This is a genomic window from Polaromonas sp., from assembly GCF_035638815.1.
In the GTDB taxonomy this organism is placed as follows: Bacteria; Pseudomonadota; Gammaproteobacteria; order Burkholderiales; family Burkholderiaceae_C; genus Polaromonas.
Window position 1 is genome coordinate 199,491 of the sequence record NZ_DASQZG010000012.1, and the last position, 24,302, is coordinate 223,792.

At 55.8% G+C, this 24,302-nt stretch carries 22 protein-coding genes; 4 read left to right on the forward strand and 18 right to left on the reverse strand.

From position 1 onward, the window contains the following. Positions 1–8: 8 nt before the first annotated feature. The 16 genes from VE934_RS07855 to VE934_RS07925 all read right to left on the reverse strand — a co-directional run bounded on the left by VE934_RS07855 (position 9) and on the right by VE934_RS07925 (position 18,193). Positions 9–1,079 (reverse strand): DegT/DnrJ/EryC1/StrS aminotransferase family protein, encoded by a 1,071-nt coding sequence (locus VE934_RS07855; protein WP_324886078.1) that lies wholly within the window; start codon positions 1,077–1,079, stop codon positions 9–11. Continuing rightward, positions 1,052–2,929 carry an asparagine synthase (glutamine-hydrolyzing) gene (gene asnB, locus VE934_RS07860; RefSeq protein WP_324886080.1) on the reverse strand — a complete coding sequence of 626 codons (1,878 nt, stop codon included), beginning with the start codon at positions 2,927–2,929 and terminating at the stop codon, positions 1,052–1,054. The genes VE934_RS07855 and asnB overlap by 28 nt, the downstream gene beginning before the upstream one ends. Continuing rightward, positions 2,929–4,095, reverse strand: a complete 1,167-nt coding sequence (locus tag VE934_RS07865) for a DegT/DnrJ/EryC1/StrS family aminotransferase (protein WP_324886082.1) — start codon at positions 4,093–4,095, stop codon at positions 2,929–2,931. Before VE934_RS07865 ends, asnB begins: the two co-directional genes overlap by 1 nt. A gap of 14 nt (positions 4,096–4,109) precedes the next feature. Beyond that, positions 4,110–5,117: an NAD-dependent epimerase/dehydratase family protein gene (locus VE934_RS07870; protein WP_324886084.1), complete on the reverse strand. Its 1,008-nt coding sequence runs from the start codon at positions 5,115–5,117 to the stop codon at positions 4,110–4,112. Next, a complete protein-coding gene (locus tag VE934_RS07875) occupies positions 5,117–6,175 on the reverse strand; it encodes an NAD-dependent epimerase/dehydratase family protein (RefSeq protein WP_324886086.1) in 1,059 nt (352 codons plus the stop codon). Before VE934_RS07875 ends, VE934_RS07870 begins: the two co-directional genes overlap by 1 nt. Positions 6,176–6,191: 16 nt before the next feature. After that, a complete protein-coding gene (locus VE934_RS07880; RefSeq protein WP_324886088.1) occupies positions 6,192–7,124 on the reverse strand; it encodes an NAD-dependent epimerase/dehydratase family protein in 933 nt (310 codons plus the stop codon). 14 nt (positions 7,125–7,138) lie between these two features. After that, on the reverse strand, positions 7,139–8,080 hold the full coding sequence (locus tag VE934_RS07885; protein WP_324886090.1) for an NAD-dependent epimerase/dehydratase family protein: 942 nt from the start codon (positions 8,078–8,080) through the stop codon (positions 7,139–7,141). A 41-nt stretch (positions 8,081–8,121) separates the two neighbouring features. After that, positions 8,122–9,207 carry a non-hydrolyzing UDP-N-acetylglucosamine 2-epimerase gene (gene wecB / locus VE934_RS07890; RefSeq protein WP_324886092.1) on the reverse strand — a complete coding sequence of 362 codons (1,086 nt, stop codon included), beginning with the start codon at positions 9,205–9,207 and terminating at the stop codon, positions 8,122–8,124. Continuing rightward, positions 9,204–10,298: a DegT/DnrJ/EryC1/StrS family aminotransferase gene (locus VE934_RS07895; RefSeq protein WP_324886224.1), complete on the reverse strand. Its 1,095-nt coding sequence runs from the start codon at positions 10,296–10,298 to the stop codon at positions 9,204–9,206. The genes wecB and VE934_RS07895 overlap by 4 nt, the downstream gene beginning before the upstream one ends. A gap of 64 nt (positions 10,299–10,362) precedes the next feature. Further along, on the reverse strand, positions 10,363–10,941 hold the full coding sequence (locus tag VE934_RS07900; protein WP_324886226.1) for an N-acetyltransferase: 579 nt from the start codon (positions 10,939–10,941) through the stop codon (positions 10,363–10,365). Positions 10,942–10,969: 28 nt separating this feature from the next. Next, positions 10,970–12,025, reverse strand: coding sequence for a Gfo/Idh/MocA family oxidoreductase (locus VE934_RS07905; protein WP_324886094.1), 1,056 nt, complete (start codon positions 12,023–12,025; stop codon positions 10,970–10,972). A gap of 11 nt (positions 12,026–12,036) precedes the next feature. Next, complete coding sequence (locus VE934_RS07910) at positions 12,037–13,320, reverse strand: nucleotide sugar dehydrogenase (RefSeq protein WP_324886096.1); 1,284 nt, start codon at positions 13,318–13,320, stop codon at positions 12,037–12,039. Between the two features lie 146 nt (positions 13,321–13,466). Beyond that, complete coding sequence (locus VE934_RS18170; RefSeq protein WP_414693827.1) at positions 13,467–13,700, reverse strand: dTDP-4-dehydrorhamnose 3,5-epimerase family protein; 234 nt, start codon at positions 13,698–13,700, stop codon at positions 13,467–13,469. A 396-nt stretch (positions 13,701–14,096) separates the two neighbouring features. Next, positions 14,097–14,993 (reverse strand): dTDP-4-dehydrorhamnose reductase, encoded by an 897-nt coding sequence (gene rfbD, locus VE934_RS07915; protein ID WP_324886098.1) that lies wholly within the window; start codon positions 14,991–14,993, stop codon positions 14,097–14,099. After that, the gene (rfbB, locus tag VE934_RS07920) at positions 14,990–16,060 is read right to left on the reverse strand and encodes a dTDP-glucose 4,6-dehydratase (RefSeq protein ID WP_324886100.1); all 1,071 of its coding nucleotides are present in this window, start codon (positions 16,058–16,060) and stop codon (positions 14,990–14,992) included. The genes rfbD and rfbB overlap by 4 nt, the downstream gene beginning before the upstream one ends. 135 nt (positions 16,061–16,195) lie before the next feature. Then, complete coding sequence (locus VE934_RS07925) at positions 16,196–18,193, reverse strand: SDR family oxidoreductase (RefSeq protein ID WP_324886102.1); 1,998 nt, start codon at positions 18,191–18,193, stop codon at positions 16,196–16,198. A 207-nt stretch (positions 18,194–18,400) separates the two neighbouring features. Here VE934_RS07925 and VE934_RS07930 point away from each other — a divergent pair, with 207 nt between their 5' ends. The 4 genes from VE934_RS07930 (at position 18,401) to VE934_RS07945 (ending at position 21,851) form a co-directional block, all read left to right on the forward strand. Beyond that, positions 18,401–18,907, forward strand: a complete 507-nt coding sequence (locus VE934_RS07930) for a phasin family protein (protein WP_324886104.1) — start codon at positions 18,401–18,403, stop codon at positions 18,905–18,907. A gap of 116 nt (positions 18,908–19,023) precedes the next feature. Beyond that, positions 19,024–20,298 (forward strand): patatin-like phospholipase family protein, encoded by a 1,275-nt coding sequence (locus VE934_RS07935; RefSeq protein ID WP_324886106.1) that lies wholly within the window; start codon positions 19,024–19,026, stop codon positions 20,296–20,298. Between the two features lie 88 nt (positions 20,299–20,386). Next, complete coding sequence (locus VE934_RS07940; protein WP_324886108.1) at positions 20,387–21,058, forward strand: TetR/AcrR family transcriptional regulator; 672 nt, start codon at positions 20,387–20,389, stop codon at positions 21,056–21,058. Positions 21,059–21,077: 19 nt separating this feature from the next. Further along, positions 21,078–21,851, forward strand: a complete 774-nt coding sequence (locus tag VE934_RS07945; protein ID WP_324886110.1) for a hypothetical protein — start codon at positions 21,078–21,080, stop codon at positions 21,849–21,851. A gap of 90 nt (positions 21,852–21,941) precedes the next feature. On the opposite strand, the gene VE934_RS07950 is transcribed toward VE934_RS07945, so the two are convergent. Together VE934_RS07950 and VE934_RS07955 are read right to left on the reverse strand one after the other, a co-directional pair. Next, entirely contained in the window at positions 21,942–23,039 is a 1,098-nt protein-coding gene (locus VE934_RS07950; protein WP_324886112.1) for a M14 family metallopeptidase, read from the reverse strand. Then, positions 23,036–24,232, reverse strand: a complete 1,197-nt coding sequence (locus VE934_RS07955; protein WP_324886114.1) for a M20 aminoacylase family protein — start codon at positions 24,230–24,232, stop codon at positions 23,036–23,038. The genes VE934_RS07950 and VE934_RS07955 overlap by 4 nt, the downstream gene beginning before the upstream one ends. Positions 24,233–24,302: the final 70 nt, after the last annotated feature.

Below are 24,302 nucleotides of genomic sequence, written 5' to 3' on the forward strand. Positions count from 1 at the left end.
CTCGCACTTCAACCTTCATGGGCAAGCAAGACTAAAGCACTTTGGACCTTGGATAACTCTCCTAAGGACAAGGATGGATAGAAAGGGATTGACACAGTTTTCTCAAAAAGTTCTTTTGCCGACGGAAACTCAGTATCTTCTAAGCTGAGAAGGCGATGCAACAATTCATCGACGCCTTTTCGGATTGCGATACCGTGCTCTGCAAACCTGTTCTTTAGCAATTCGAAAGGGTGATTTGAAAAAACCGTAAACCGAAATGGAGCACCAGCCATGTTTAGCTCGCCCCCCTGGATGCCCTGTGCCACTACTGCGCGAAGGTACTCCGCGCGAATCAGTTCCCGCCGCTCAAGAAACACCTCATACCGGCTCAACTGCGATAAACCGAGCGCCGCCTGCAGATCGGAAAGTGGCGCAAACATCTGCCTAAAAGTTGATCGATTTTCTTCAACTAACATGCGCGCGCGCTTGGCGATTGTATGGTTGGCCGTAACCAACATCCCGCCCTCGCCGGTCGTTAGACATTTGGTGGCATGAAAGGAATAGATCCCTATGTCACCCAACCCGCCGGCGACACCCCCATTTACACGAAGACCGAACGCCTGACATGCATCCTCAATAACAGGCACCCCCAACTCTTGGAGTGACGCAATATCGCAAAACCTTCCAAAAATATGAACGGCGATGACAGCTTTCGTACGTGCGGAAATTTTCGAGCGCGCAGTCGCCAAATCCAACACGCCTGTGTGATCAACATCGCATACCACCGGTGCGGCCCCGGTGGCCATTACCGCTTCAAGCACGCTTCGGCACACATAAGTCGGCATGATGACCTCATCGCCCGATCCAATGGAAAGAGTTTCCAGTGCGAGAGCCAAGGCGGCGGATCCGCTCGACATCGCTACGGCATAGTCAACGCAAGCCAACTCTGCTACGGCTTGCTCAAACTCTGCGACCCTTTTGCCACGTGCGATCATGCTCGTTGCGAGTGCCGATGACACAGCTAACTGGTCACTTCTCGAAATCCAAGGCCTAGAATGCGGGATCATGAACGTCACTGCTCCAAAAAACTGCGTGCCCATGACTCGGTATTCAAGAGTGACCAAATAAGCAGCCGCCTATTGCGAGAACCATCCAGATGTTGCTGGACCAGCGGGGCAATTGCTTCATAGTCAAGTACCGAATAAAGCCAAGAAGAGGGGTTCAGAAGTTCTCGTCGGACGAAATCGATACTCTCACCCTTGAACCAGCTGGCATCCGGCGACGAAAACCCCTGCTTCGCCGCCTTGGTAACTTCATCGGGGATATAACGCGACATCACATCACGCAGAATTTGTTTGCCGTCGTTGGTCTTTTGAAAGTACTTCCCTTGCTTACTCCCTGGCTCATTTTCATTAATACGCAACACTTCCGCAAGGTTGTTGAGCTTCAGGCCCACTGGACACTGCATCGCAAAGTCAACCAGATCGTTGTCCATAAACGGCACGCGCGACTCCAGGCCGTGAGCCATTGAAAGTTTGTCTTCCACGACAAAAAGGCCATGCAGGAATGTCTTGGCCTCAAAGTACAAGGAATGATTGATGTAATCCTCAGGGCGGTCCAGTGTGTTGTCATGTGTGGCGAACACATCACGAAAGATGTCGCGCGTCCACACGTCACTCACCTCGCCCCACACAGGTGCAAACATGGCCTTTAGCTCCGTATTGTTTGCCAGCCGCTGCCAGTAGAGGTAGTACTGATCAACATAATGCTCAAAGCTTTGGCAGTTGCTTGCCCGGTAGTAGCGCCAAGGATATCCACCAAAAAGTTCGTCGCCACCACTGCCGGAAAGGACCACCTTGACAAATTTCCTGGTGATCTTTGCTGCATAGTAATTGGGATAACTCTGGCCTACGCGCGGCTCCTCCAGGTGCCATGCCAGCGTTGGAAGGCAACGCTCCATGTCGCCGGCCTTGAGCACCATTTCATAATGCTCAGTCTTGAAGCGGGCTGACATGGCCTCAGCTTTGGCGCGTTCGTCAAAGGCCAGCTCGATGCCCGAAGCGGAACTCAGGTCAAACCCGCAGGTAAAGGTTTTCAGATTGGGAAAGCTCTGTGCGGCGATAGCTGTGATGGAACCTGAATCCATGCCGCCAGACAAATATGCGCCAAGCTCCACGTCGCTGACAAGTTGCCTGTTTACAGCTTGACGAAACAAGCGGTCTAGCTCTTCCACATACTCACCTTTGCTGGCGGGCTGGTCCGGCTCACGAAAACGATAGTCCCAATACTGGCGGCGAGAAACGCTTTCATCGTCCGCCGCAAGCACCAGGTGATGTCCGGCAGGCAACAGTTGAATATCTTCAAGAAGTGTCTGGTCGGTGAAGATGTTCTGGAAGGTGAAATACTCCAACAACGCCCGCTTATTCAGCTTTCGCCGAAAATCCGGCAAAGCAAGGATCGCCTTTTGCTCAGACCCAAATGCAAAACGCCGGCCCTGTTGCGCGTAATACAGGGGCTTGATGCCGTAGCGATCCCGGGCGAGAAGCAGTGTGCGTTCTTTTCGGTCCCACAACGCCAGCGCAAACATGCCGTTGAATTTGAGAAGTGCGTCCAGGCCCCAAAATGACAGCGCGTTCAGCACGACTTCACTATCAGTTGTGCTGCGAAACCGGATCCCCTTCGCCTCCAGATCGGCCCGCAACTCACGGTAGTTGTAAACCTCGCCGTTGTAGCTGAGAACATGGCGCTGGTCAGCACTGACCATGGGTTGGTGTCCAGCTGGGGATAGATCAAGAATCGCCAGCCGGCGATGACCTATACCTATGTTTCCTTCGATCCACTGGCCCTCACCATCAGGCCCACGGTGGGCTATAGCGTCTGTCATCCGCTTGAGAATGTCGGGGGAAACGGCATCGCCGTCGAGATTAACAATCCCAGTGATGCCGCACATCAGCCACTGTAGCTCAGAACATGGTCGACAACGTACTGCTGCTCCTCAGCCGTCATCCCGTGAAACAGGGGCAGGGAAATGCTGCAGTCGTTGGCGGCGTACGCCATCGGAAAATCTTCGGGCTTGAGACCGTACTTTCCACGGTAAAAGGCCAACATATGCACCGCATGCGTGGCGGGGCGAGTGGAAATACCCGCTCGCTGTAGGGTATCCATCCATTCGTTTCTGCGGGCGTTTACACGCTTGATCGCGTGAGGAGACAACTCTTCTGGCTGAAACAGGCAGGGATAGCTTTGGTAACCGTGACCATAGCCCGGCAAATGCCCTGGGGTTTTAAGCCAGGCGAGCCGAGCAAATGCTTGGTCATAGTTCTCTGCCAAACGCCGACGTTCGTCAATGATGGCCTGTGCACGACCCATCTGCGCGGCGCCGAGCGCAGCCTGTAAATCAGTCATGCGCTGGTTGTAGCCAGCGTCAGGATGGTCAGCTAAAAGATAGGGGCGCGCGCCCATGTGACGTTGCAAATCGGTCATGGCCGCGCCATGGTCCCTCAGGCGGCGCAACTTCTCTGCCAGCGAAACGCTTTGTGTTGTGATCATCCCTCCCTCGCCAGTAGTAATGGCCTTGCGTGGGTGAAAACTGAAACAGCCCGTGTCGCCCAAAGTGCCGACATGCTGGCCCTGATAAGTACTGCCGAATCCGCATGCCGCATCTTCCACGACCCACAGCCCGTGCCGTCGCGCCAACTCTATAACCGAGTCCATCTCTGCCGATAGACCAAACAGATGTACCGGCAAAATTGCCTTGGTTCGTGATGTGATTTTGCGCGCAGCATCGTTGACATCGAGGTTAAAGGTATTCAAGTCGATATCGCAAAAGACGACCTTGCCACCAAGATGCTCGACCACATTGGCTGTCGCGATCCAGGTAAAAGCCGGCACGATGGCTTCATCTCCAGGGCCGAATCCAAGTGCAGCGAGGGAGAGATGCAGGGCTGTAGTGCAGGATGTCACCGCGATGGAGTGGTGTGCCCCGGTAAAAGCTGACCACTTCTCTTCAAATTCCCTTACCTCCGGGCCTTGCACCAGCCAGCCACTACGGAGCGGTCTGAGGACGCTTTGAATTTCCTCTTCGCTCAGACTAGTCCGCGCGATTGGGACACTCATCGATGGTGGAACGGTCACGCAAGTAACCCCACAGCAAGCCGACGAGCGGCAACCTCCGCTTTATGACTGGCACGCCATTCGATCAACCGGGACAGACCTTCACGCAAATCAATCGTCGATGTAAAGCCAAGCTCCCGGGATGCTTTTAGCGGACTGCCAATGCGATTGCGCACCAATGTGGCCTGACTGCGAGGCGCGTAGCTAATGGGTTTTGTGCAACCCGTAATCTCCAGCAGCAACTGGGCCAGTTCCTTGAGCGAGGTTCGCTTTCCGGTGCCAACGTTGTAGTTGGTGTCGGTGGTATCGGCTTTCATGGCGCACACATTGGCGAGCCCGCAGTCTTCCACCGCTACAAAGTCGAAAGCCTCGGAACCATCGCCCATGATGGTCGGACTGTCCCCCTTATCGATGGCATCCAGCATTTTCATAATGACGGCTATGTAGGCGCCATGATAGTCCTGACGTGGGCCATAGACATTCATATAGCGAAGTCCCACATAGTTCAGGCCATACCGGTGATGAAAGGCGCGCAAAAAGGCTTCACCGGCAATCTTGGTTGCGCCGTAAAAGTTTTTGTTATTGAAAGGATGGTCTTCCGCCATTGGCTCGTGCACAGCGTCACCATACACGGACGCGGAAGAGGAATACACCAGCCGCTTTACACCCTTTGCAACACAGGCTTCCATCACATTAAAGGTGCCGCGCACGTTTACATCAAAAGCACTTCGAGGGTATTCGTGGCACTGCAGCAACCAAAGTGCCGCCAGATGGAATACGCCGTCTGCGCCCTCAAACGCTGAGTGAAGAATGTCAGTCTGCGTGATGTCTCCACCTACGTCATAAATCTTCACCCGCGGATCTTTCAAGGCCGTGCTCAAGTTTTCGCGGCTGCCGCGCAGAAAATTGTCATAGACAATAATTTCCTTGACGTCTTCCTTGACGAGATGGTCAATCGTGTGTGAGCCGATGAGACCGGCGCCACCGACAACAACTATTTTTTTACCACGCAGATCCATGCTCATTACCTTTGAACTTGAGACATCATCTTGTCGTGTTTGGCCATGCACTTCTTGATGGTTTCCAGATTGGCTTTGGTCCAGTCCACAGTCAGGCGCAATCCATTGCGAATGTCAATCCGGGCTTCGAAGGCCAACTCGCGCGATGCCTTCTCTGTAGACGCGAAGCGCTTGCCCGAGCGATCCCAGTTACGCGCAGGGCGCAAATCAAGCGGCGTTTTGTTGCCAGTGAATTCGTTGATGATGGTGGCCAACTCAAGTATGCTGGTTTCCTTGCCAGTGGCAAGGTTATAAACCTCCCCCACAGCGCCTTTCAATGCGCAAGCCATCAGGCCGCGCGCCATATCTTCCACGAATATGAAGTCGCGGCTTGCATTGCCGCCATTGTCCAAAGGCAGGGCTTCGCCATTGAGAGAACGCCATACAAAAGTTGGGGTGACGTTTCTCCAGACAGTGTGCACCGTGCCGCGCCACTGTCCAGCTCCCAGAATTTCTCTCGGGCCGTACACATTGGAAAACCGTGCTTTTACAAACGGCAGTTGATGCTGCTGAAAGTAATAATTGCCATAAAGTTCGCCAATAATTTTGGAGATCGAGTACGGGCTATCGTGATACAGCGTCACGGGCTGCTCTTCGGTGGTGGCGGTTGGGGTGTCGTAGGTTTTCTCGGCGACGGCGCACGCAGCAGCGGCATAAACAAGTTTTTTCAACCCTTTGATTTCCTTGAGACGATCAAAGAGTTTGAGTGAAGTCAGCGTGTTGTTGTCATGGTCTGCCAGCGGATCGGCAATCGAAGACTGGTTGCCGTGGTAGCACGCAAGATGAAAGGCATAGTCCAGATCTTCAGGAATTGAGGCGAGAATCCTGTCCTCAGTAATCGATCCAAAAACAAAGCGTACGCGCGCGTCTGCTGGTATGTTTGCCACATCGGATGACAGCAGGTTGTCCACGACGATGATTTCCTTGGGCGCTTGTTCAAGGATTTGGTGAACAAGGTTACTGCCAACAAAGCCGGCACCCCCCACGATCAGGACACGCGAACCTGAAAAACTCAATGTAGTCATAAGTTGTCTGTTTCGATTACTTTACCGATGGCGCTTTGAGATGCGAGAACACATCTGTTACGCCATGCTTGTCATACCAGGCCAGTTGGCGCCGAATCGTCTCCTCAAATCCAACCTGCGCTTTCCACCCAAATGTGCGGTGGGTTTCTGAGGCATCAAGCGACACGACCGGCACATCGTCCGCTGCCGGTGGAACCACAGGCACTTCTTTCATGCCTTGGCCCAGGTAGTCGGAGACGATATCGAATATTTCCTTGATGGAGTGAGCTTCTCCACTGGCAAGATTGGCGACACCTGTAGGTGCATCCACCCGTATGGCCAAATCCATAAAGTCCAGAAAATCGGACATGTCAAGGAAGTCTCGCGCAGTGTCCGAGCAGAAGCAGTTTTGCCCAGCCTTCAAGCGTTTGTAAAAAGTCGGAATCGGGCCAATGGCCAGGCGTGGGCCAGTCACGTTGGCGATGCGCAGCGACAGCGTTGGCACGCCCGATAACATCATGAACTGCTCACCAGCCGTCTTGGTTATGCCGTAACTTGTAAACGGCGCCGTTGGATCGCTGGCAAAAATAGGGAGGCTTTTCGGACGGCCGTAGCAAAGCGCTGTCTGGAAATTGATAAGGCGCTTGACGCCGGCAGCCTTGGCTGCACGAGCAACATAAGCACTGCCGATAACATTGGTACGTGAGTCTTCCACCCAGTCGTCTGGGTCCTTATAAGCCGCTGCAGCGTGAACAACTACATCCGGCTTGAAGTCGGTGAAGCAGTCATTCACCATCGATTCATCCGAAATACTGCCTTCCTTGACGGTGAGACCTTCAACTTCAGGTACCACTTCGCGCTTGCCGGTGGCAAAGTTGTCTATGACCAAAATCTTGTGCCCTTGGGGGAGCCAATGTTCGATCAAATTAGAGCCCAAACAGCCAGCGCCCCCCGTGATTAGAATTCGCATCTCCGCGCGTCCTCTTACTTTCGCTCTTGGCGCAAATGGGTGTATTCACCGAGCGTGCCGTACTTCTGGTAGTAGGCCATTGCTGCAGAGACAGTTTCTTGCAAGGGGGTGAACTCAATGCTTCCGAAATCTTCAAATGTGCGTGACGGGTCCAGCAGAATGGAAAATACATCGTCGGGGCCAAGCTCCTTGACTTCAGCCTTGGGCTTTCCTGGCACATCCAGCGCGTTGACAACAGCATCGTATAGCTCCTGAATGGCTACATCTTTTCCGGACGAAAAATGGTAAGCACCTTGTCCGACTCCGTCGCAAGCTTTTAAAACCACCCTTGCCAAGTCTTTGACAAATACGAAATCCCGGCGCGCCTGCGTTACGAAGCACTGCTTGCCGTCTTTGAGTCGTTGGTAAAAAATAGGCAGCGGGCCGGCGACATTGCGCGGTCCAACGACGTTGGCGAGGCGGAAGGTAACGTAGTCAATACCCGAGAGTTCAATGTAGTACTCGTTCGTGGTTTTTGAAATGGAATAACTGCTGCTACCGGGCAAGCGCGGATGATCCAGTCGAATGGGCTGCTGCATCGGTTTAAGGCCGTAACAAAGGGCCGTCTGAAAATAGACGAAACGCTTCACTCCGAATTTTTTGGCGGCATCCACCACGTTGGAACCGCCAACGCAGTTGGTCAATGTATCGTTGTACCAGTCGTCTGGATCTTTGTAAGACGCAGCAGTATGGACGATTGCGTCAGGTCTGAAGTCTCCGATGAGTTCGTCCACAACCTTTTTGTCGGCAATGGTGTCGATCACTATTTTCAAATTGGGATGTTCGGTCAGATGCTCGCGTCGCCCGGTTGCCAGGTTGTCGATCGCGACGACCTGATCACCGCGCTCCAGCAGCATCTCGACCACATGGGAGCCGATTTGCCCCAAACCGCCCGTAACAAAAACCTTCATTTCCATTCCTTTACTAATTTAATATTTGATTTAGCGGCCGAGCTTGCTCAGACAAGGTGAGACAGAATCTTGAAGGCCGCCCTGCCTGTCCCGTACGGTGACGCGGCAGCGTTTGCCGGTTGTTCCGACATTATTTCAGCCACGGCATCGACGATAGTCGAGCTTGAAGCCCCTACCAGCCGGTTTCCGCCCAACTCGACCGTTTCAACCCACTCGGTTTCATCTCTCATGGTCAGACAGGGCACGCCGTAGAAAAAGGCCTCCTTCTGCACGCCCCCCGAATCTGTAAGGATAAAACGCGCAGCCTGCTCAAGCGCCACCATGTCCAGAAAATTGAGTGGCTCTGTTACCACCAGCTTACCCAGAAGGTGTGATAAACCATAATCCCCCATCAGCTTTCGGGTGCGTGGATGCAAAGGAAACACCACCGGGCACTTGCTTGCAATTTCCGCCAGAGCCGACAAAATTTGCCCCAGCCTTTGTGGGTCATCTGTGTTTTCCGCCCGATGACAGGTAGCCAGCGCAAAGCCGCGCGACTCCAGCTTCAGATCACCCAATATTGAGCTTTGCTCCCGAGCTCGATCACGGTAGAACAGAGCGACGTCGTACATAACGTCGCCAACATTGTGAACTCCCTTGAGGATTCCCTCTGCCTGCAGATTGCGAACTGCGGTTTCAGTAGGGCAAAACAACAACGTTGATATGCGGTCAGAGAGAATGCGATTGATTTCCTCGGGCATGCGCATGTTGAAAGAGCGTAAACCCGCTTCGACGTGCGCCACCGGGATGTGCAGCTTGGCGGCCGCCAGAGCGCCGGCCAGCGTAGAGTTGGTATCGCCGTATATCAATACCCAGTTCGGCTTTTCCGCCAGCAAGACTTTTTCCACCGCTTCGAGCATGCGACCTGTCATGGCGCCGTGCTGGCCACCTGAGATCTCAAGGTTGTATCCAGGCTTTGGAATATCCAGTTCTTCGAAAAAAACCCCGGACATGTTTGCGTCGTAGTGCTGTCCCGTGTGCACAATGATTTCGTCGATTTTCCCGGCGTAGTCATCTCTTACGACTCTGGACACGGCCGCCGCCTTGATGAACTGGGGACGCGCTCCGACAATAGTGACGACCTTGATACTCATGCCACCGCCGACGCCAGCGCACTGGTAATTCGCGCCAGTGTGGATTCGTCAAGGTAGGGATGCATGGGCAGGCTCATTACTTTCCTGGCAGCCTGGGAGGCCTTGGGTGTGCAATCCGCACAGCACAATTGTGCGTAGGCAGGCTGCAAGTTGAGCGGGATCGGGTAATGCACTGCGGTGGGGATGCCAGCCTCTTTCAGCCTGCCCTGCACCATATCCCGATCATCAACCAGCACCGTATATTGGGCAAAGACACTGTTTCTATCGGCTTTTTGGGAAACTGCGCTTATCCCCAATTTTTTTAGCGTGGCGTTGTAAAGGCCTCCGATTTCAACGCGCTTGCCGACTTCCCACTCAAATTGCTCCAACTTGGCCAACACGATTGCGCATTGAAGGGTGTCCATACGGCCCCCAAGACCGACACGTGTATGCACATACCGTGCGCTCTGGCCATGAACACGAATTTCGCGACAAGCCTTCGCCAGCACATCGTCATTGGTGAAGATCGCGCCACCATCACCATAGCAGCCAAGCGGTTTGCTTGGGAAAAAACTGGTGCAGCCAAAGGTACTCAAGTTGCAGCTCTTGCGCCCCTTGTAGTCAGCGCCAAAGCTTTGCGCCGCATCTTCAATGACGGGAATATTGCCGTGGCGCGCAGCAATGGCGTTTATTTCATCCATGTCAGCCACTTGCCCATACAGGCTAACAGGCATGATGGCCCGCGTACGTGGCGTGATTTTCGCTTCAATCAAACTGACATCGATATTGCAGGTATCGAGCTCAATATCAACGAATACAGGCTTTGCACCCAACAAAACAATCATTTCTGCAGTTGCCGCGAAGGTAAACGGCGTTGTGATGACTTCATCACCAGGGCCTATTCCAAGCGCCATCATTGACATCAGTAACGCCTCGGTACCCGAAGAGCAGGTGATGCAGTGCTTGCTACCGGTGTAGGCCGCGAGTTTCAGCTCGAGTTCGGCGACCTCTGGCCCCATGATGTACTGCCCGTGGTCCAGGACTTTTTTCATGCGCGCATCAATAGAAGGTTGCAACGCCCGGTATTGCTCCTTCAGATCAATGAATTCAATTTTCGGCATGGCGGTCGTTGCATTCAACACGGCGTTCATAAGGCTCCTATAAAATCCACACAGATCATGCGATCAACGAACAGACACCATCATTAAGCTGGTACTGCTCGCCGGTATGGTCGCAGCGGGCGCTGGCAGAGCCCTCTAACGGGAGCGCCAAGCGCTCACCAAAACGGCTCATCCAGCCAATCTGCCTGGCTGGCACACCAACCATCAACGCAAAAGCGCCCACGTCTTTGTTGATCACTGCGCTGGCACCGACAAATGCATACTCACCCACCGTCACGCCACAAACAATGGTGCAATTTGCCCCAAGGGTTGCACCGCGTCTTACCAGGGTCCGGCGATATTCATCTTTGCGGGTGACCGCAGAGCGCGGGTTAAAGACATTGGTAAACACCATGCTTGGGCCGCAAAAAACATCATCTTCGAGCGTCACGGCATCGTAGACAGAAACGTTGTTCTGGATCTTGACGTTGTTGCCTATGTGCACATCATTACCAACATACACGTTTTGCCCCAGCGAACAACGCTCACCGATGTGAGCCTGCGCGCTAACGTGCACCCAATGCCAGATACGGGTGCCCGCACCTATTTTCGCGCCATCATCAACAATGGCAGTGGAATGCGCGTTGTAGTTCATGTTGGCCTCAAACCGCCCAGGATCGAGTTCAAAGTTCAAGGGGAAGACCAACACGCACGCCATCTCGCGCGGAGCGATAGGTTGCCATCAACACTTCCAGCGTCTTCAGGCCCTCGCGTCCATCTACATCCGGCTCGGCCTCACCGCGCAGCACCTTGATGACATTGTCGTAATAAAGCGGGTGCCCGAAGCCGTAAACAGACGTTGTGTTGTAACTGGCTTCCTTGATTTTTTCGTCGTCCGGGTCAACATCGGCAAACTGCCATTCCTTGACCTCGTTCACGGCTACACCGCCAATACGGACCGTCCCCTTTTCACCCAGAATGGTGACAGATCCCTCGAGATTTTTCGGGTAGGTCAGCATGGTGCAATTGACCGAACCCAACGCGCCGTTACGCCATTTCACGCTCAAAACACCCGTGTCTTCCGCTTCTATGTCGCGCGCCAATGTGGCGGTATACGCATGCAGCGATTCGATGGGACCCACCACCCACTCCAGCAGGTCAACATAGTGGCTGGCCTGATTCATGAACGCGCCGCCATCCATTTCCCAGGTACCGCGCCATTTAGCCTGGTCGTAATAACCCACCTGAGGGCGCTGCCAGAAGACATTGAGCGTCACCATATATATCTGGCCGAAGCGCTTTTTCTCGACCGCCTGCTTCAGCAATTGGAGCGTGGCATTGCGGCGATTTTGCTTGACTACAAAAAGGTGGACGCCGGCCTCCTCACACACACGAACCATACGCACGCCATCTTCCCACTTGGTCGCCATGGGTTTTTCAGACAGCACATGCCGGCCACTCTGGGCAATCTCTATCGCCTGCCTTGGATGCAGACCACTGGGGGTGGTCACGATCACGCAGTCGGCAGTGGTTGCCGCCAGCATGGCCGTCAAGGAAGCGTGAGGCTTGGCACCAGTGGACTTTGTTGCGGCATCCAGCGCTAGCGGGTCAATGTCACAAATATCCACCAACTCCGCCCGGTCGCCGTGCTGAGCAATGGAGTCAAAGTGATTTTTGGAAATGCGTCCGCAGCCTACCAGGGCAAAGCGGATCTTCCGATCGGTAATGTTGCTCTTCATACAGTAGGTCTTTACAGGCGCCAGACACAAAAGCCGGCAGATTCCAGCGCTTGGCGGGGCTGAATACATTTGACGTCAATCAGCACGGGCTTGTCGCCACGGGTCATGCCACGCAACTCAAGGGGCGTCAGTGCTTTGTATTCGGTATGTGCCACCGCAATAATCAAGGCGTCCACGGGCTGCGCAGCACTGACCTCACCCAACCGGAGCTTGTATTCCTCGTGAACCTCTTCCGCGTCCGCGTGCGGGTCACACACGATCACCTCCACACCATAGTCCTGCAGTTCGCGGATGATGTCCACCACTTTGGAATTACGCGTGTCAGGGCAGTTTTCCTTAAAGGTAATACCAAGCACACCGATACGCGAGCGTGCCACGTCAATGCCTTGGGCGACCATCTGTTTGATGGTATTGCGCGCCACAAAGCGCCCCATGTTGTCATTGATTCGCCGACCGGCCAGGATAACTTGAGGGATGTAGCCCAGTTTCTCGGCCTTGTGGGTCAGGTAGTAGGGGTCAACGCCGATGCAGTGGCCCCCAACGAGACCCGGGCGGAACGGAAGAAAATTCCATTTGCTTCCAGCGGCTTCCAGCACCTCCTGGGTGTCAATGCCCATTCGCTTGAAGACCACCGAAAGCTCGTTCATCAGCGCGATGTTCAGATCACGCTGCGTGTTTTCAATTACTTTGGCAGCCTCAGCCACCTTGATACAACTGGCGCGATGAACACCCGCAGTAACGACTGAACTGTAAACCTCGGCCACCACTTCGAGCGTGCGCTCGTCGGACCCAGACACGATTTTTTTGATTTTCGTGAACGTATGTTCCCTGTCACCAGGATTGATGCGCTCCGGGCTGTAGCCCACGGTGAAGTCGGTACCAAACCTGAGACCGGAACTGGCTTCGAGCACAGGGATGCAGTCCTCTTCTGTCGCCCCAGGATAGACTGTGGACTCGTATACCACGATATCGCCGGGTTTGAGAGCTTGTCCAACAGACCGCGACGCGCCGATCAGGGGCGACAGGTCTGGCTTGTTGCCTGTGTCAACCGGGGTGGGCACGGCAATGATGAAGAAATCACATGATTTCAGATCGTCGATCTGGTCTGTATACCGAATATCCGCCTGAGCTAGCTCCTCAGAAGTTACCTCGCCGGTGCTGTCCTTCCCGGATCTCAGCTCAGCGATACGGGTCGGTTTGATGTCAAATCCCACAACCGAATGCGTTTTGCCAAATGCCACTGCTACGGGAAGCCCCACGTAGCCCAGTCCTACCATTGCTATTTTTCTGTTCATGCTCTTTGCGTGGTTTGGTCCATCGACCGTCTGAAGGACGCCGGTTTCACGGCTCTTGCGCAGATTTGCGCATGACCTGACCCCAGTTGCTCCCTATTATTGTGGGTGCATTGTAAGGCGAAGGCCCAGCCCCCAATGCCGGCAGGCTATCCGGTCGCCAGTTCGGCATCGTCCCATCTTATGCATCGCTCTGTCTCAGCGCGCAGTAGTGGGAATATGACATCGGCACCATCGCTGAGCACCAGAAAGCCGTGCGCTAGGCCCGGCGGCACCCACAGCTGGTGATGGTCGTGTTCTTGGAGTTCCCGCCCGATCCATTTTCCAAAACTGGACGAGTCCGCCCGGATGTCTACCACCACATCAAGGACGGCGCCACATATGCGACCCGAACAAGTTTCCCCTGAAGGCTAGAGTGCCCGGGAGTGAAGACCGCGCCAAACACCTTTCCGAGCGGCTGTGGTCGTCCTGAACAAAAGTAAACCCATGCCAGTGGCGCATCGAACTCGCGCTAATAGACGCCTTCCATGAAGATGCCCCAAGATTTCCGAACACCTGAGGTTTAATGATCAACACATCGCGGATGGGGGTTGAATCCCTTCACACCCGTAGCTCCCTTTTAAGCAGCGGAAACAATACTGCCCAGGCACTCAAGAGGTAAAACACCATCGGCTTGCATACCGCTAGCAGCTGTTTTCGTTGATGGCCATCATAGTCGGGGGAAACGGGTGACCGATCCTTCTGCGAGGATGATGCCTTTGCGTTGCGTCATGATTTGGTCAGGTGGTTTCAGTCAGCATGCGTGCGACACCTTGCTGCCAGGGCGGCGGGTGCAAGGCAAAGGTGTCCCGCAGTTTAGCGGTGTTGAGACGGGAGTTGTGCGGACGGGCGGCAGGCGTCGGAAAAGCACTCGTTGCAACGGGGTCCACCATGACCGGTGAACGTTTGAACGCCATCCCGGCCTCGGACGCGTAGTCAATGACAAATCGCGCATAACCGTGCCAAGTGGTCTCGCCAGCAGCTGCGACGTGGTAGATGCCAGCCACGCTGTCAGAAACCCCCAACAAGACTGCGCGAACCATATGCGCGGTGGTATCGGCAAGCAAGTCAGCGCCCGTTGGCGCGCCAAACTGATCGTCAATAACCCGGAGGCGGTCGCGCTCTTTGGCCAAGCGCAGCATGGTTTTGGCAAAGTTGGTGCCCCGTGCGGCGTACACCCAGCTCGTCCGCAAAATAAGGTGTTTCTCCCATTGCGCCGCAATGCGCTGCTCTCCTTCCAGCTTGGTTCGCCCGTAGACATTCAGCGGGGCAGTCGCATCACCCTCTTCCCACGGCCTGTCGCCACTGCCGTCAAAGACATAGTCCGTCGAATAGTGAACCACCCAGGCGCCGATGGCCTTTGCAGCCTCAGCCAAAACGCCCGGCGCTTCTGCGTTGACAGTGCGTGCTGTTGAGACATCGGCCTCGGCCTTGTCCACCGCTGTGTACGCAGCCGCATTGACGATCACGTCCGGGCGGACGTGTTTTACCGTCGCGCTAATTCCCTCAAGATTGGTGAGATCTCCGCACAGATGTGTGCTGTGACGATCCAGCACGACAAGCTGACCCAAGGGTGTCAGGCTACGCTGCAACTCCCAGCCAACTTGGCCGTCCTTGCCAAAAAGCAGGATTTTCACGCCGCGTCTGCCACGGCGTAATGACTGTCGATCCAGCTGCGGTAAGCGCCACTCTGTACATGAGCCACCCACCCTGGGTTCGCAAGGTACCACTGCACAGTCTTTCTGATTCCGGTCTCGAAGGTCTCAGCAGGCACCCAGCCAAGCTCGCGCTGGATTTTGCTGGCGTCAATGGCGTATCGGCGATCGTGGCCGGGACGGTCCTTGACGTAGCTAATTTGCTCGCGATAGGGCTTGCCGTCCGGACGAGGCTGGAGTTCGTCGAGCAGGGAACAGACGCTATTCACAATTTCAATATTGGGCTTCTCGTTCCAGCCGCCTATGTTGTAAACCTCACCGGGCCTGCCAGCTTCAAGCACTCGGCGTATCGCGCTGCAATGGTCGCCTACATAAAGCCAGTCGCGCACCTGCATGCCATCGCCATAAACCGGCAGGGGCTTGCCTGCAAGGGCGTTAACGATCATCAATGGAATGAGTTTTTCTGGAAAATGGCGAGGGCCATAGTTGTTGCTGCAATTCGTCGTGAGTACTGGCAAGCCATAGGTGTGATGGTAGGCACGCACAAGGTGATCACTGGCTGCCTTGCTTGCCGAATACGGACTGTTGGGTTGGTAGGCGTTGCCCTCCGTGAAGGCTGGCTCAGTGGCTCGTAGCGATCCATACACCTCGTCCGTCGAGACATGCAAAAAACGAAACGCGGCCTTGTTCGCCGCGTCAAGTCCTCCAAAATATTCCCTCACAGCCTCCAGCAACCGGAACGTGCCCACGATGTTGGTCTGAATGAAGTCTTCAGGGCTGGAGATGGACCGGTCGACGTGGGACTCCGCAGCGAAGTTGACGACGGCGCGCGGGCGGTAACGATTTAGCAGTTCAGAAACCTGTGCACCATCGGCAATATCGCCTTTTACAAAGATATGTCTTGGGTCATCCTGAAGCGAGGCCAGGGTTTCCAGATTGCCGGCATATGTGAGCTTGTCAAGGTTGACAACGGGTTCATCCTGCGCGCCCAGCCAATCAATCACAAAATTGGCGCCGATAAAACCCGCGCCTCCGGTGACCAAAATCATGAGCCTCTCCCCTTTTGTCTAGCGACGCTCCTGGCGTGCATCCGCAATTATGCCTTTGGGTGAACATCGAAAACTGCGCTCAGCGAAACAAAAAAGCGCTCATGAAGAGCGCTTTTTAAATTGCTGGACCCAGCGTCAGAAGTGGATGCCCCGCATCATTTGCTGCATCGCCACTGCCTCCGGAGACAAGACCTGTTTGACGGGCTTGTCACCCGGTTTGGCTCCCTTTGCCGCCGACGAGTCCGGGAACATGCGAAAACTCGTGTTCATCGCAATCTGTGCCACACGCGGCAGCAGCGCATGCAAAACCTGACCGGCGATGCCCAGGCGTGTTGCGATGCGAACCGATTTGAAAATACACGCTTGGGCTACCAGATCGGCGGCTTCTTCAGGACTCAGAGTCGGCACGTTGTTGTACAGCCCGGTCGGCGCGATCATGGGTGTGCGCACCAGTGGCATGTTGATGGTGGTGAACGTGATGCCCTGATCGGCAAACTCACTGGAAGCGCAGCGCGTCCACGCATCCAGCGCGGACTTTGACGCCACGTAGGCGGAAAACCGCGGCGCATTGGTCAACACGCCGATGGAGCTGATGTTGACCACGTGTCCCTTGCGTTTGGCCACCATGCCGGGCAGAAAGCCCATGGTGACGCGCAGGCAGCCGAAGTAGTTGAGCTGCATGGTCCGCTCAAAATCGTGGAAACGGTCGTAGCTGGCCTCAATTGCGCGGCGGATGGAGCGGCCCGCGTTGTTGATCAAAAAGTCGACGCTGCCGTGGTCGGCAATGAGCGTCTGCACAAAGCGGTCGCAGTCTGCCATGTCCGCAATGTCGGCTGGGTAGGCGACAAAGGTGTAACCCTTGGTTTTTGCTTCTTTGCAGGCTTCATCGAGCTTGTCCTGATCTCGCCCGCAAATGATGGTGGTGGCGCCGGCTTCGGCAAATTTATGCGCTGCAGCGAGACCAATACCCGAAGACCCGCCCGTGATCAGGACCACCTTTCCGTTGACAGTCCCCCTGAGCGAGCGGTCAATGTGCAGGTCAGGATCGAGGTGACGCTCCCAATAGTCCCAGACTCGCCAGGCGTAGTCTTTCAAATTCGGGCATTCGACACCAGAGCCTTTGAGCGCGGCGAGCGTCTCCCGGCAGTCAAAACGCGTCGGGTAGTTGACAAACGTCAACATGTCCTCGGGCAGGCCCAGATCGGCCATGATCGCATTGCGCACACGCCGCACCGGGGCCAGCGCCATCAGACTCTTCTTTACGCTGCGCGGAATAAAACCAAGCAACGCGGCATTGACGAAAAGATTCATCTTGGGCGCATGCGCCGCCCGGCTGAAGATGTCGAGGACGTCACCGACCCGGTAACCCACAGGGTCCACCAAGTGAAAGCATTTTTTGGTAATGCTGGTTTTGTGGCTGATGTGGTCAAGTGAATCGACCACAAAATCAACCGGCACGATGTTGATGCGGCCGCCTTCCAGGCCCACTGCAGGCATCCAGGGCGGCAGCAGCTGGCGCATGCGCTGGATCAGCTTGAAGAAATAGTAAGGGCCGTCGATCTTGTCCATCTCGCCCGTGGTGCTGTCGCCAACCACCATTGCGGGGCGGAACACCGTCCACGGCACCTTGCACTCCTTGCGAACGATTTTTTCGCTCTCGTGCTTGGTCATGAAATACGGGTGTTCGTAGTTCTCTGCCTCCTCAAACATGTCTTCGCGAAATACCCCTTCATACAGGCCCGCCGCGGCGATGGAACTCACATGATGAAAGTGCCCAGCGTCAATGGCCTTGGCAAATTCAACGGTGTTACGGGTTCCATCCACGTTGACGGCGATTTGGCTCTCTTCGTCTGCACCCAGGTCGTAAACCGCTGCAAGGTGGTAGAAATGATCGATCTGACCCTTGAGTTTTTTCACGTCGTCGGCCGATACGCCGAGTTTTTTGGCTGTCAGATCGCCATGCACAGGAATGACCCTGGCAGCGCTAACGCCCCAGTACGCGCGCAAAGCCTCGACTTTTCCAGCGCTCTCTTTGCGGATCAAAAAATGCACCGTAGCGCCTTTGCGCTCAAGTAATTTTTTGACCAGGCGCTTACCGATGAAGCCAGTGGCTCCCGTGACGAAATACTGCATAAATGTTCTCCGCGTGATAACTCTGCCCAAACTCCAACGCTGATTCTTGCCCATGCGCACCAGCGCGCTGGTCAGCAGAAACCCGCGCTCCGTCCTTTTGTTCTAGGAGCACGCATCTAAATATCACCGCTCCCAGGGCTTACAGTTTGTCCTGTGCGCAGCTTGTTGCCGCGCAAACCAATCACCCATCTATCGTCTGGAGTCCCCATGGTCAAGAAACTGCAAAAAATGAGCGCTGACAACAAATCCGGCCCTCAACTCTCGGGCGCCGTCAAAGAATCTGCACAGCAGATCTGGTTGGCCGGTCTGGGCGCGTTTTCAAAAGCTCAGGAAGAAGGCGGAAAAGTCTTTGAGACCCTGGTCAAGGAAGGCTTGAGCATCCAGCGCAAAACCCAGGCCGTTGCCGAAGAAAAAATCTCGTCGGCTACGAACAAGATGGCCACCATGGCTACCGACATCACCTCCAAGGCCGGCCACCAGTGGGACAAGCTGGAAAACATTTTTGAAGAGCGCGTTGCCAAGGCCCTGAACAAGTTGGGCGTGCCTTCTGCCAAAGATGTGGACGCCCTCATCGCGCGTATTGATGAACTCAACCGAAGCGTGCAAAAAATGAGCGCCAAACCAACCGCGGCAGCCAAGGCGCCCCGCGCAGCGGCCAAACCTGCAGCAAAAAAAGCTGCTGCCAAGCGCCCTGCGGCGCGGAAATCTGCTTGATATCACTGCAAGCTGCTAAAGGGACGTGACAGCGTCCCTTTTTTTTGCCTGCATCCAGAAATCAAATGCTGCATAGCAGCAAATTCACCTCTGAGCGACGTCTACACTCCCGACTCATGACCACTGCCAAGCCTCCTCGCACTAAAAAATCTGACCGGCAGCCGCGTATTGCTCTCGCACTGGCCGGGGGTGGTCCCTTGGGGGCTATTTACGAAATTGGCGCGCTGTGCGCGCTGGATGAATCCCTGCGAGGTTTGTCGCTGACAAAGCTGGACCACTACGTTGGCGTATCGGCAGGCGGCTTCATTGCTGCCGGGTTGGCCAACCGCATGACGCCCCGCGAGCTGTGCGCCGCATTCATCGAAAACGACCAGGCTTCCGAAATTTTTGACCCCGCGTGGTTGATGGTGCCGGCCTATGGCGAGTTTCTACGTCGGAGCATCATGCTGCCCGGCCTGGCCGCGGCAGCGTTGTGGCGCGCCACGGGCGGGCGCAAGTCGCTGCTCAACGCGCTTGAAAAACTTGGCCCCGCCCTGCCCACGGGTATTTTTTCCAATGACGAGGTAGACAAGCAACTGAGCCTGCTTTTCTCGAAGGAAGGCCGTACCAACGACTTTCGCGAACTCGGCACCCGATTGACGCTGGTTGCCACCAATCTGGACAGTGGCGACGCCGCGCCCTTTGGCCAGCCCGGCTGGGACCACGTGCCCATCTCGCGGGCGGTTCAGGCCAGTTCGGCACTGCCGGGCCTGTTTCCACCGGTAGAAATTGACGAGCAGTATTACGTTGACGGCGCACTCAAAAAGACCTTGCACGCCGGCGTTGCGATGGACGGGGGCATTGACCTGATGCTTTGCCTCAACCCGCTGGTGCCCTTCAATTCGACGCAGGCGCCCGATCTGTCCATGACCCGGCGCGTGATGCAACGCGGCCTGCCCAAGGAAAGGCAGGCCATTCCGCGGATGGTGGATGGGGGCTTGCCTGCCGTCCTGAACCAGACATTCCGCTCGATGATTCACTCCCGGCTGGAGCTGGGCATGAAACATTATGAGCACGCCTATCCCGACACAGACATCGTGTTGATCGAGCCCGATCACCGGGACGCGGACATGTTCTTGGCCAATACCTTTGGTTATGGCCAGCGCCGGGAATTGGCAGAACACGCTTATCAGAAGACCCGCGAGATGCTGCGCTCGCGCCGGACCACCCTTGCGGCCAAGCTGGCCCGCCATGGTGTCTCTCTCGACCTGGACGTGCTGGACGATCCGCGGCGGCATCTGGTCACGCCTCGGCCTGCGGCTACCCGGTTGGGGCGGGCCATCCGCTCGCTTGAAGAGCTGATGGAAGACGTGAGTCACGCCATTGCCCCGTCACCGCAGCGCATGGCCTGATGAGTCACTGCCCGCGGTTACGCGACTTCCCTAGTTACGGTGACGCTTTGAGTACGTTAGAGTAGTAGCCAAATACGAGGTAGACACCATGGCGAAAAAAGCGCCGCGCCGAACTGCTGAACGCATCCTGGAAGTGACGCTTGATTTGTTCAACCGCTTTGGTGAGCCAAATGTTTCGACCACGCTGATTTCTGCCGAACTCAGCATCAGCCCGGGCAACCTGTACTACCACTATCCCGCAAAAGACGAGCTGATCAATTCGCTGTTTGACCGCTACGAGCGGGCGCTGAGCGAGCTTCTCAACGCCAGCGACAGCGTGCGCGACGTGGAAGACGCCTGGTTTTTCATGCACACGCTGTTTGAACTGATCTGGCAATACCGCTTTTTGTACCGCGACCTCAACGACCTGCTCAGTAAAAACCGCAGGCTTGAAACGCATTTCCAGTGGGTACTGAAGAACAAGACGCGGTCTGTCAAGGCCATGCTGGACGGCATGAGCCGAGCCAACACCGTCAGCATAGACTCCCGCGAAGTTGAGGCCACCGCCACCAGCATGGTCGTGGTCTTGACCTACTGGTTGAGTTTTGAGTACGTGCGTGACCCGCGCAACGCGCTGGAACCCGAAAACGCCCAGGCAGCACTGCTGCGCGGTGCGCACCACGTGCTGAATTTATTGATTCCCTATCTCGAACAAGGTCAGCGCATGCATCTGCAGGCGTTGGTGAGCGCCTACGCGACGCCCACACCAGCCAAACCATAATTTTTCAAGGAGACACCTGATGGCCAAATGGACTGCTTTTCCCCACGCCGGCGACTATGAATTCGACGCCGCGAGCCTCAAGAAGAACTGGGCACGGCTGCATCAGGGTGATTGCGAGCCTCTTCCCAAAGACGCGGCAGTCCTTCAGGCCTGGGTTCATTTTCACAATGGCGAGTTCCAGAAGGCCTATGACGCTGGCATAAAAGCCGGGGGCGCAGGCATCACGGTGGCCAACAAAGCCGCGAGCATTTACGCAAACTACCTTGAGACCAAGGAAAAGACCAAGCTGGAAATGTTCATGGAAGTCGCCGGCCGTGCAGAAGCCCAGCAGGCTGAGGATTCCAAAAACGCCAATGCCTATTACTGGCAGGCTTATGCGCTGGGCCGTTACGGTCAGGGCATCAGCGTGGCCAAGGCGCTGGCGCAGGGACTGGGTACCAAGGTCAAAAATGCGCTTGAGCAAGCCATCAAGCTTTCGCCAAAACATGCTGACGCGCACATTGCCCTGGCAGCATTTCACGCCGAAGTGATTGACAAGGTGGGCTCGCTGATCGGTGGGATGACTTACGGCGCGAAAAAAGACGTTGGCCTGTCGCTGTTCAAGGACGCGCTCAAGCTCAACCCAACGTCTGCGATCGCCATGATTGAGTACGCCAATGGCATGGTGATGCTCGAAGGTGACAAAAAAATGAAAGAAGCCACCAAGCTGTATGAACAGGCTGCAGCCAGCAAGCCGATGGACGCCATGGAGCGCCTGGACGTGGAAATGGCCAAAGCGGAGCTTGAAGACTGAGTTGCGCCGCCCCTGCGTCGTTTCAAACCCTCCTGCCATAATTTTTATAGCTGCTATCGCCCGTCATTAAAGGGCAAACGGGCTATTTCTTTATGAAGTCAAGCCGTCCACTGCCTGAAACAGTGACTGGCGGGCCTGGCTGATGATCTGGCCCTTCCAGGCGTCGGTGTTCACATAAAACGCGTCCAGCATCTGCTGCTTGATCTGCCGGGCCAGTTCTGGCGGCGCATCGCGGTGCACATGGAGCCAGTGCTCGGCGCGCAGCGCCTGCATCATCTCAAGGGGCGGCAAGGTGCCGTATTCCATCGCGATGCCGGTGTATTCAGAATCAGGGCACTCTTCGTAGATGGACGACCACATCAGCCCCGTCAAAAACGCCGAGCTGGAAGATCCGTCGTAAATCGAGGTGACGGGTGTCGCACCCTCGCCGCCCCACCAGGCACGCGCCCGCGCAAGTGCCGCCTTGTCATCCCGGCAAGCACAAATGCGCTCACCCAGGCCGCTGGGCCCCAACCCGGTGTGAATGTCTATCCACGCCACACGCCGGGCAGTTTTTGCGTAGGTCTGCAACACCTTGCGCAGGGTCTGGTTGCTCCAGGTCGGCGCGATGCCACCGTAAAACAACCCGTCAGCAAACTCATGCTGGCCTCTCGTAATGGCGGCCTGGTAGGCGGCAATGCCCTTCTCGCTGATGTATTGATTGGTAGCCGCCGTGTTGGCCTCGTCGGGCGGCCAAACCTCTGGCAACAGCAGCGGCTGCAACTCCCGATAAGCCTCGTTGACCGGCAGAGGTTGCGAAAAGTCCTGAAAATTGCGGTTCAGATCGACGTTTTCGTGCGTGGTGCGCCGCACGTGCGAGAACCCGTAGGGGTTGAGCGCATGAACATACAGCACCGCCACCCCTTCTGCCCTCGCCTTGTCCCGCCAGTCGGCGTCGTGCAGCGCGAACACCTGCACACCCGAGCCGCAATAACCTTCCACACCGTGGCAGGCGCTGCTGACAATCAACAGTGAGGTCGCATCCGCCGGGCCATCGAGTACCACGTCCATCGCAAGCTGTTCGCCGTCCCGTCCCAACTCGGGATGAATATGCGACGCCACCCTCAGGCCCGCGGTGGCTGCCGCTTCCAGAAACTTGATCCTTGCCTGCGCGTACGAATCCGAAAAAGCGTCGGACACGCCGATCATGCAGCATCCTTTGCGAGCCAGCTTTCAGCCAGCCTTACCCAGAAGGTCGCACCCAGTGGAATCAGATCATCGTTAAAGTCATAACTCGGGTTGTGCAGCATGCAGGGGCCGCCGCCGTGGCCCATCTCACGATGTGCACCATCGCCATTGGCGATGAAGGCATAACAACCCGGCTTGGCCTGCAGCATGTACGAGAAATCTTCCGCGCCCATGGTCGGCTCCTGGTCAATGACGTTGTCTGCGCCAACAATTTCGGCCATGACCTTGCGGGCAAACTCGGTTTCTTTCGCGTGGTTGACGGTGGGAGGATAGTTGCGCACAAACTCGAACTCACAAGTCGCTCCGTGGGCCGCGCACAGATGCTCGGCCGTTGCCCTCATGCGCTGCTCAATCATCTCCAGCACCTCCAGCGTGAAGGTGCGTACCGTTCCCTGCAGCTCGCAGCTATCGGGAATCACGTTGGTCGCCTCGCCCGCATGGATCATGGTGACCGAGATCACACCAGCATCTACCGGTTTTTTGTTGCGGCTGATGATGGTCTGAAAAGCCTGCACCAGCTGGCAAGCCACCGGTACCGGGTCAATGCTGTTGTGCGGCAAGGCGGCATGACCACCCTTGCCTCGAACCGTGATCTTGAACTCGTTGGTGGACGCCATCACCGGCCCAGGACTGGCTGCAAATTTTCCGACCTGCATTCCCGGCCAGTTGTGCATGCCAAACACGGCGTCCATCGGGAACTTGTCAAACATACCGTCCTTGATCATCTCGCGGGCGCCGCCACCGCCCTCCTCTGCGGGCTGGAAAATCAAATAAACCGTGCCATCAAAATTGCGGTTTTTCGAAAAATGCTGGGCGGCCGCAAGCAGCATGGCGACGTGCCCGTCATGGCCACAGGCGTGCATCTTGCCGGGGTGCTGGCTCGCGTGCTTGAAGGTGTTGAACTCCTGCATGGGCAGAGCGTCCATGTCGGCACGCAGGCCAATGGCCCGACTGGAGTTGCCATTTTTGATGATGCCGACCACGCCGGTGGTGCCAAGCCCACGGTGAATCGGAATGCCCCACTCGGTGAGTTTTTGCGCCACCACATCAGCGGTGCGTACTTCTTCGAAGCAAAGTTCCGGATGAGCGTGGATATCGCGGCGGACGGCCGCAATGCCAGCGGCCTGGGTGACGATGGAGTCAATGATTTTCATGAAAGACCTTGGGTAATCTGCCTTGCTGGGCGCGAGCAGGGCTAGTAGGCTGAATCAGTGAAATCGCTGG

Bases quoted from the DNA above. Each gene is read 5' to 3' on its own strand.
- VE934_RS07855 (WP_324886078.1), bottom strand. From the start codon at position 1,079: ATGGGCACGCAGTTTTTTGGAGCAGTGACGTTCATGATCCCGCATTCT.
- asnB (WP_324886080.1), bottom strand. From the start codon at position 2,929: ATGTGCGGCATCACTGGGATTGTTAATCTCGACGGCGATGCCGTTTCC.
- VE934_RS07865 (WP_324886082.1), bottom strand. From the start codon at position 4,095: ATGAGTGTCCCAATCGCGCGGACTAGTCTGAGCGAAGAGGAAATTCAA.
- VE934_RS07870 (WP_324886084.1), bottom strand. From the start codon at position 5,117: ATGAGCATGGATCTGCGTGGTAAAAAAATAGTTGTTGTCGGTGGCGCC.
- VE934_RS07875 (WP_324886086.1), bottom strand. From the start codon at position 6,175: ATGACTACATTGAGTTTTTCAGGTTCGCGTGTCCTGATCGTGGGGGGT.
- VE934_RS07880 (WP_324886088.1), bottom strand. From the start codon at position 7,124: ATGCGAATTCTAATCACGGGGGGCGCTGGCTGTTTGGGCTCTAATTTG.
- VE934_RS07885 (WP_324886090.1), bottom strand. From the start codon at position 8,080: ATGGAAATGAAGGTTTTTGTTACGGGCGGTTTGGGGCAAATCGGCTCC.
- wecB (WP_324886092.1), bottom strand. From the start codon at position 9,207: ATGAGTATCAAGGTCGTCACTATTGTCGGAGCGCGTCCCCAGTTCATC.
- VE934_RS07900 (WP_324886226.1), bottom strand. From the start codon at position 10,941: ATGAACTACAACGCGCATTCCACTGCCATTGTTGATGATGGCGCGAAA.
- VE934_RS07905 (WP_324886094.1), bottom strand. From the start codon at position 12,025: ATGAAGAGCAACATTACCGATCGGAAGATCCGCTTTGCCCTGGTAGGC.
- VE934_RS07910 (WP_324886096.1), bottom strand. From the start codon at position 13,320: ATGAACAGAAAAATAGCAATGGTAGGACTGGGCTACGTGGGGCTTCCC.
- rfbB (WP_324886100.1), bottom strand. From the start codon at position 16,060: ATGATTTTGGTCACCGGAGGCGCGGGTTTTATCGGCGCCAATTTTGTG.
- VE934_RS07925 (WP_324886102.1), bottom strand. From the start codon at position 18,193: ATGCAGTATTTCGTCACGGGAGCCACTGGCTTCATCGGTAAGCGCCTG.
- VE934_RS07930 (WP_324886104.1), top strand. From the start codon at position 18,401: ATGGTCAAGAAACTGCAAAAAATGAGCGCTGACAACAAATCCGGCCCT.
- VE934_RS07935 (WP_324886106.1), top strand. From the start codon at position 19,024: ATGACCACTGCCAAGCCTCCTCGCACTAAAAAATCTGACCGGCAGCCG.
- VE934_RS07940 (WP_324886108.1), top strand. From the start codon at position 20,387: ATGGCGAAAAAAGCGCCGCGCCGAACTGCTGAACGCATCCTGGAAGTG.
- VE934_RS07945 (WP_324886110.1), top strand. From the start codon at position 21,078: ATGGCCAAATGGACTGCTTTTCCCCACGCCGGCGACTATGAATTCGAC.
- VE934_RS07950 (WP_324886112.1), bottom strand. From the start codon at position 23,039: ATGATCGGCGTGTCCGACGCTTTTTCGGATTCGTACGCGCAGGCAAGG.
- VE934_RS07955 (WP_324886114.1), bottom strand. From the start codon at position 24,232: ATGAAAATCATTGACTCCATCGTCACCCAGGCCGCTGGCATTGCGGCC.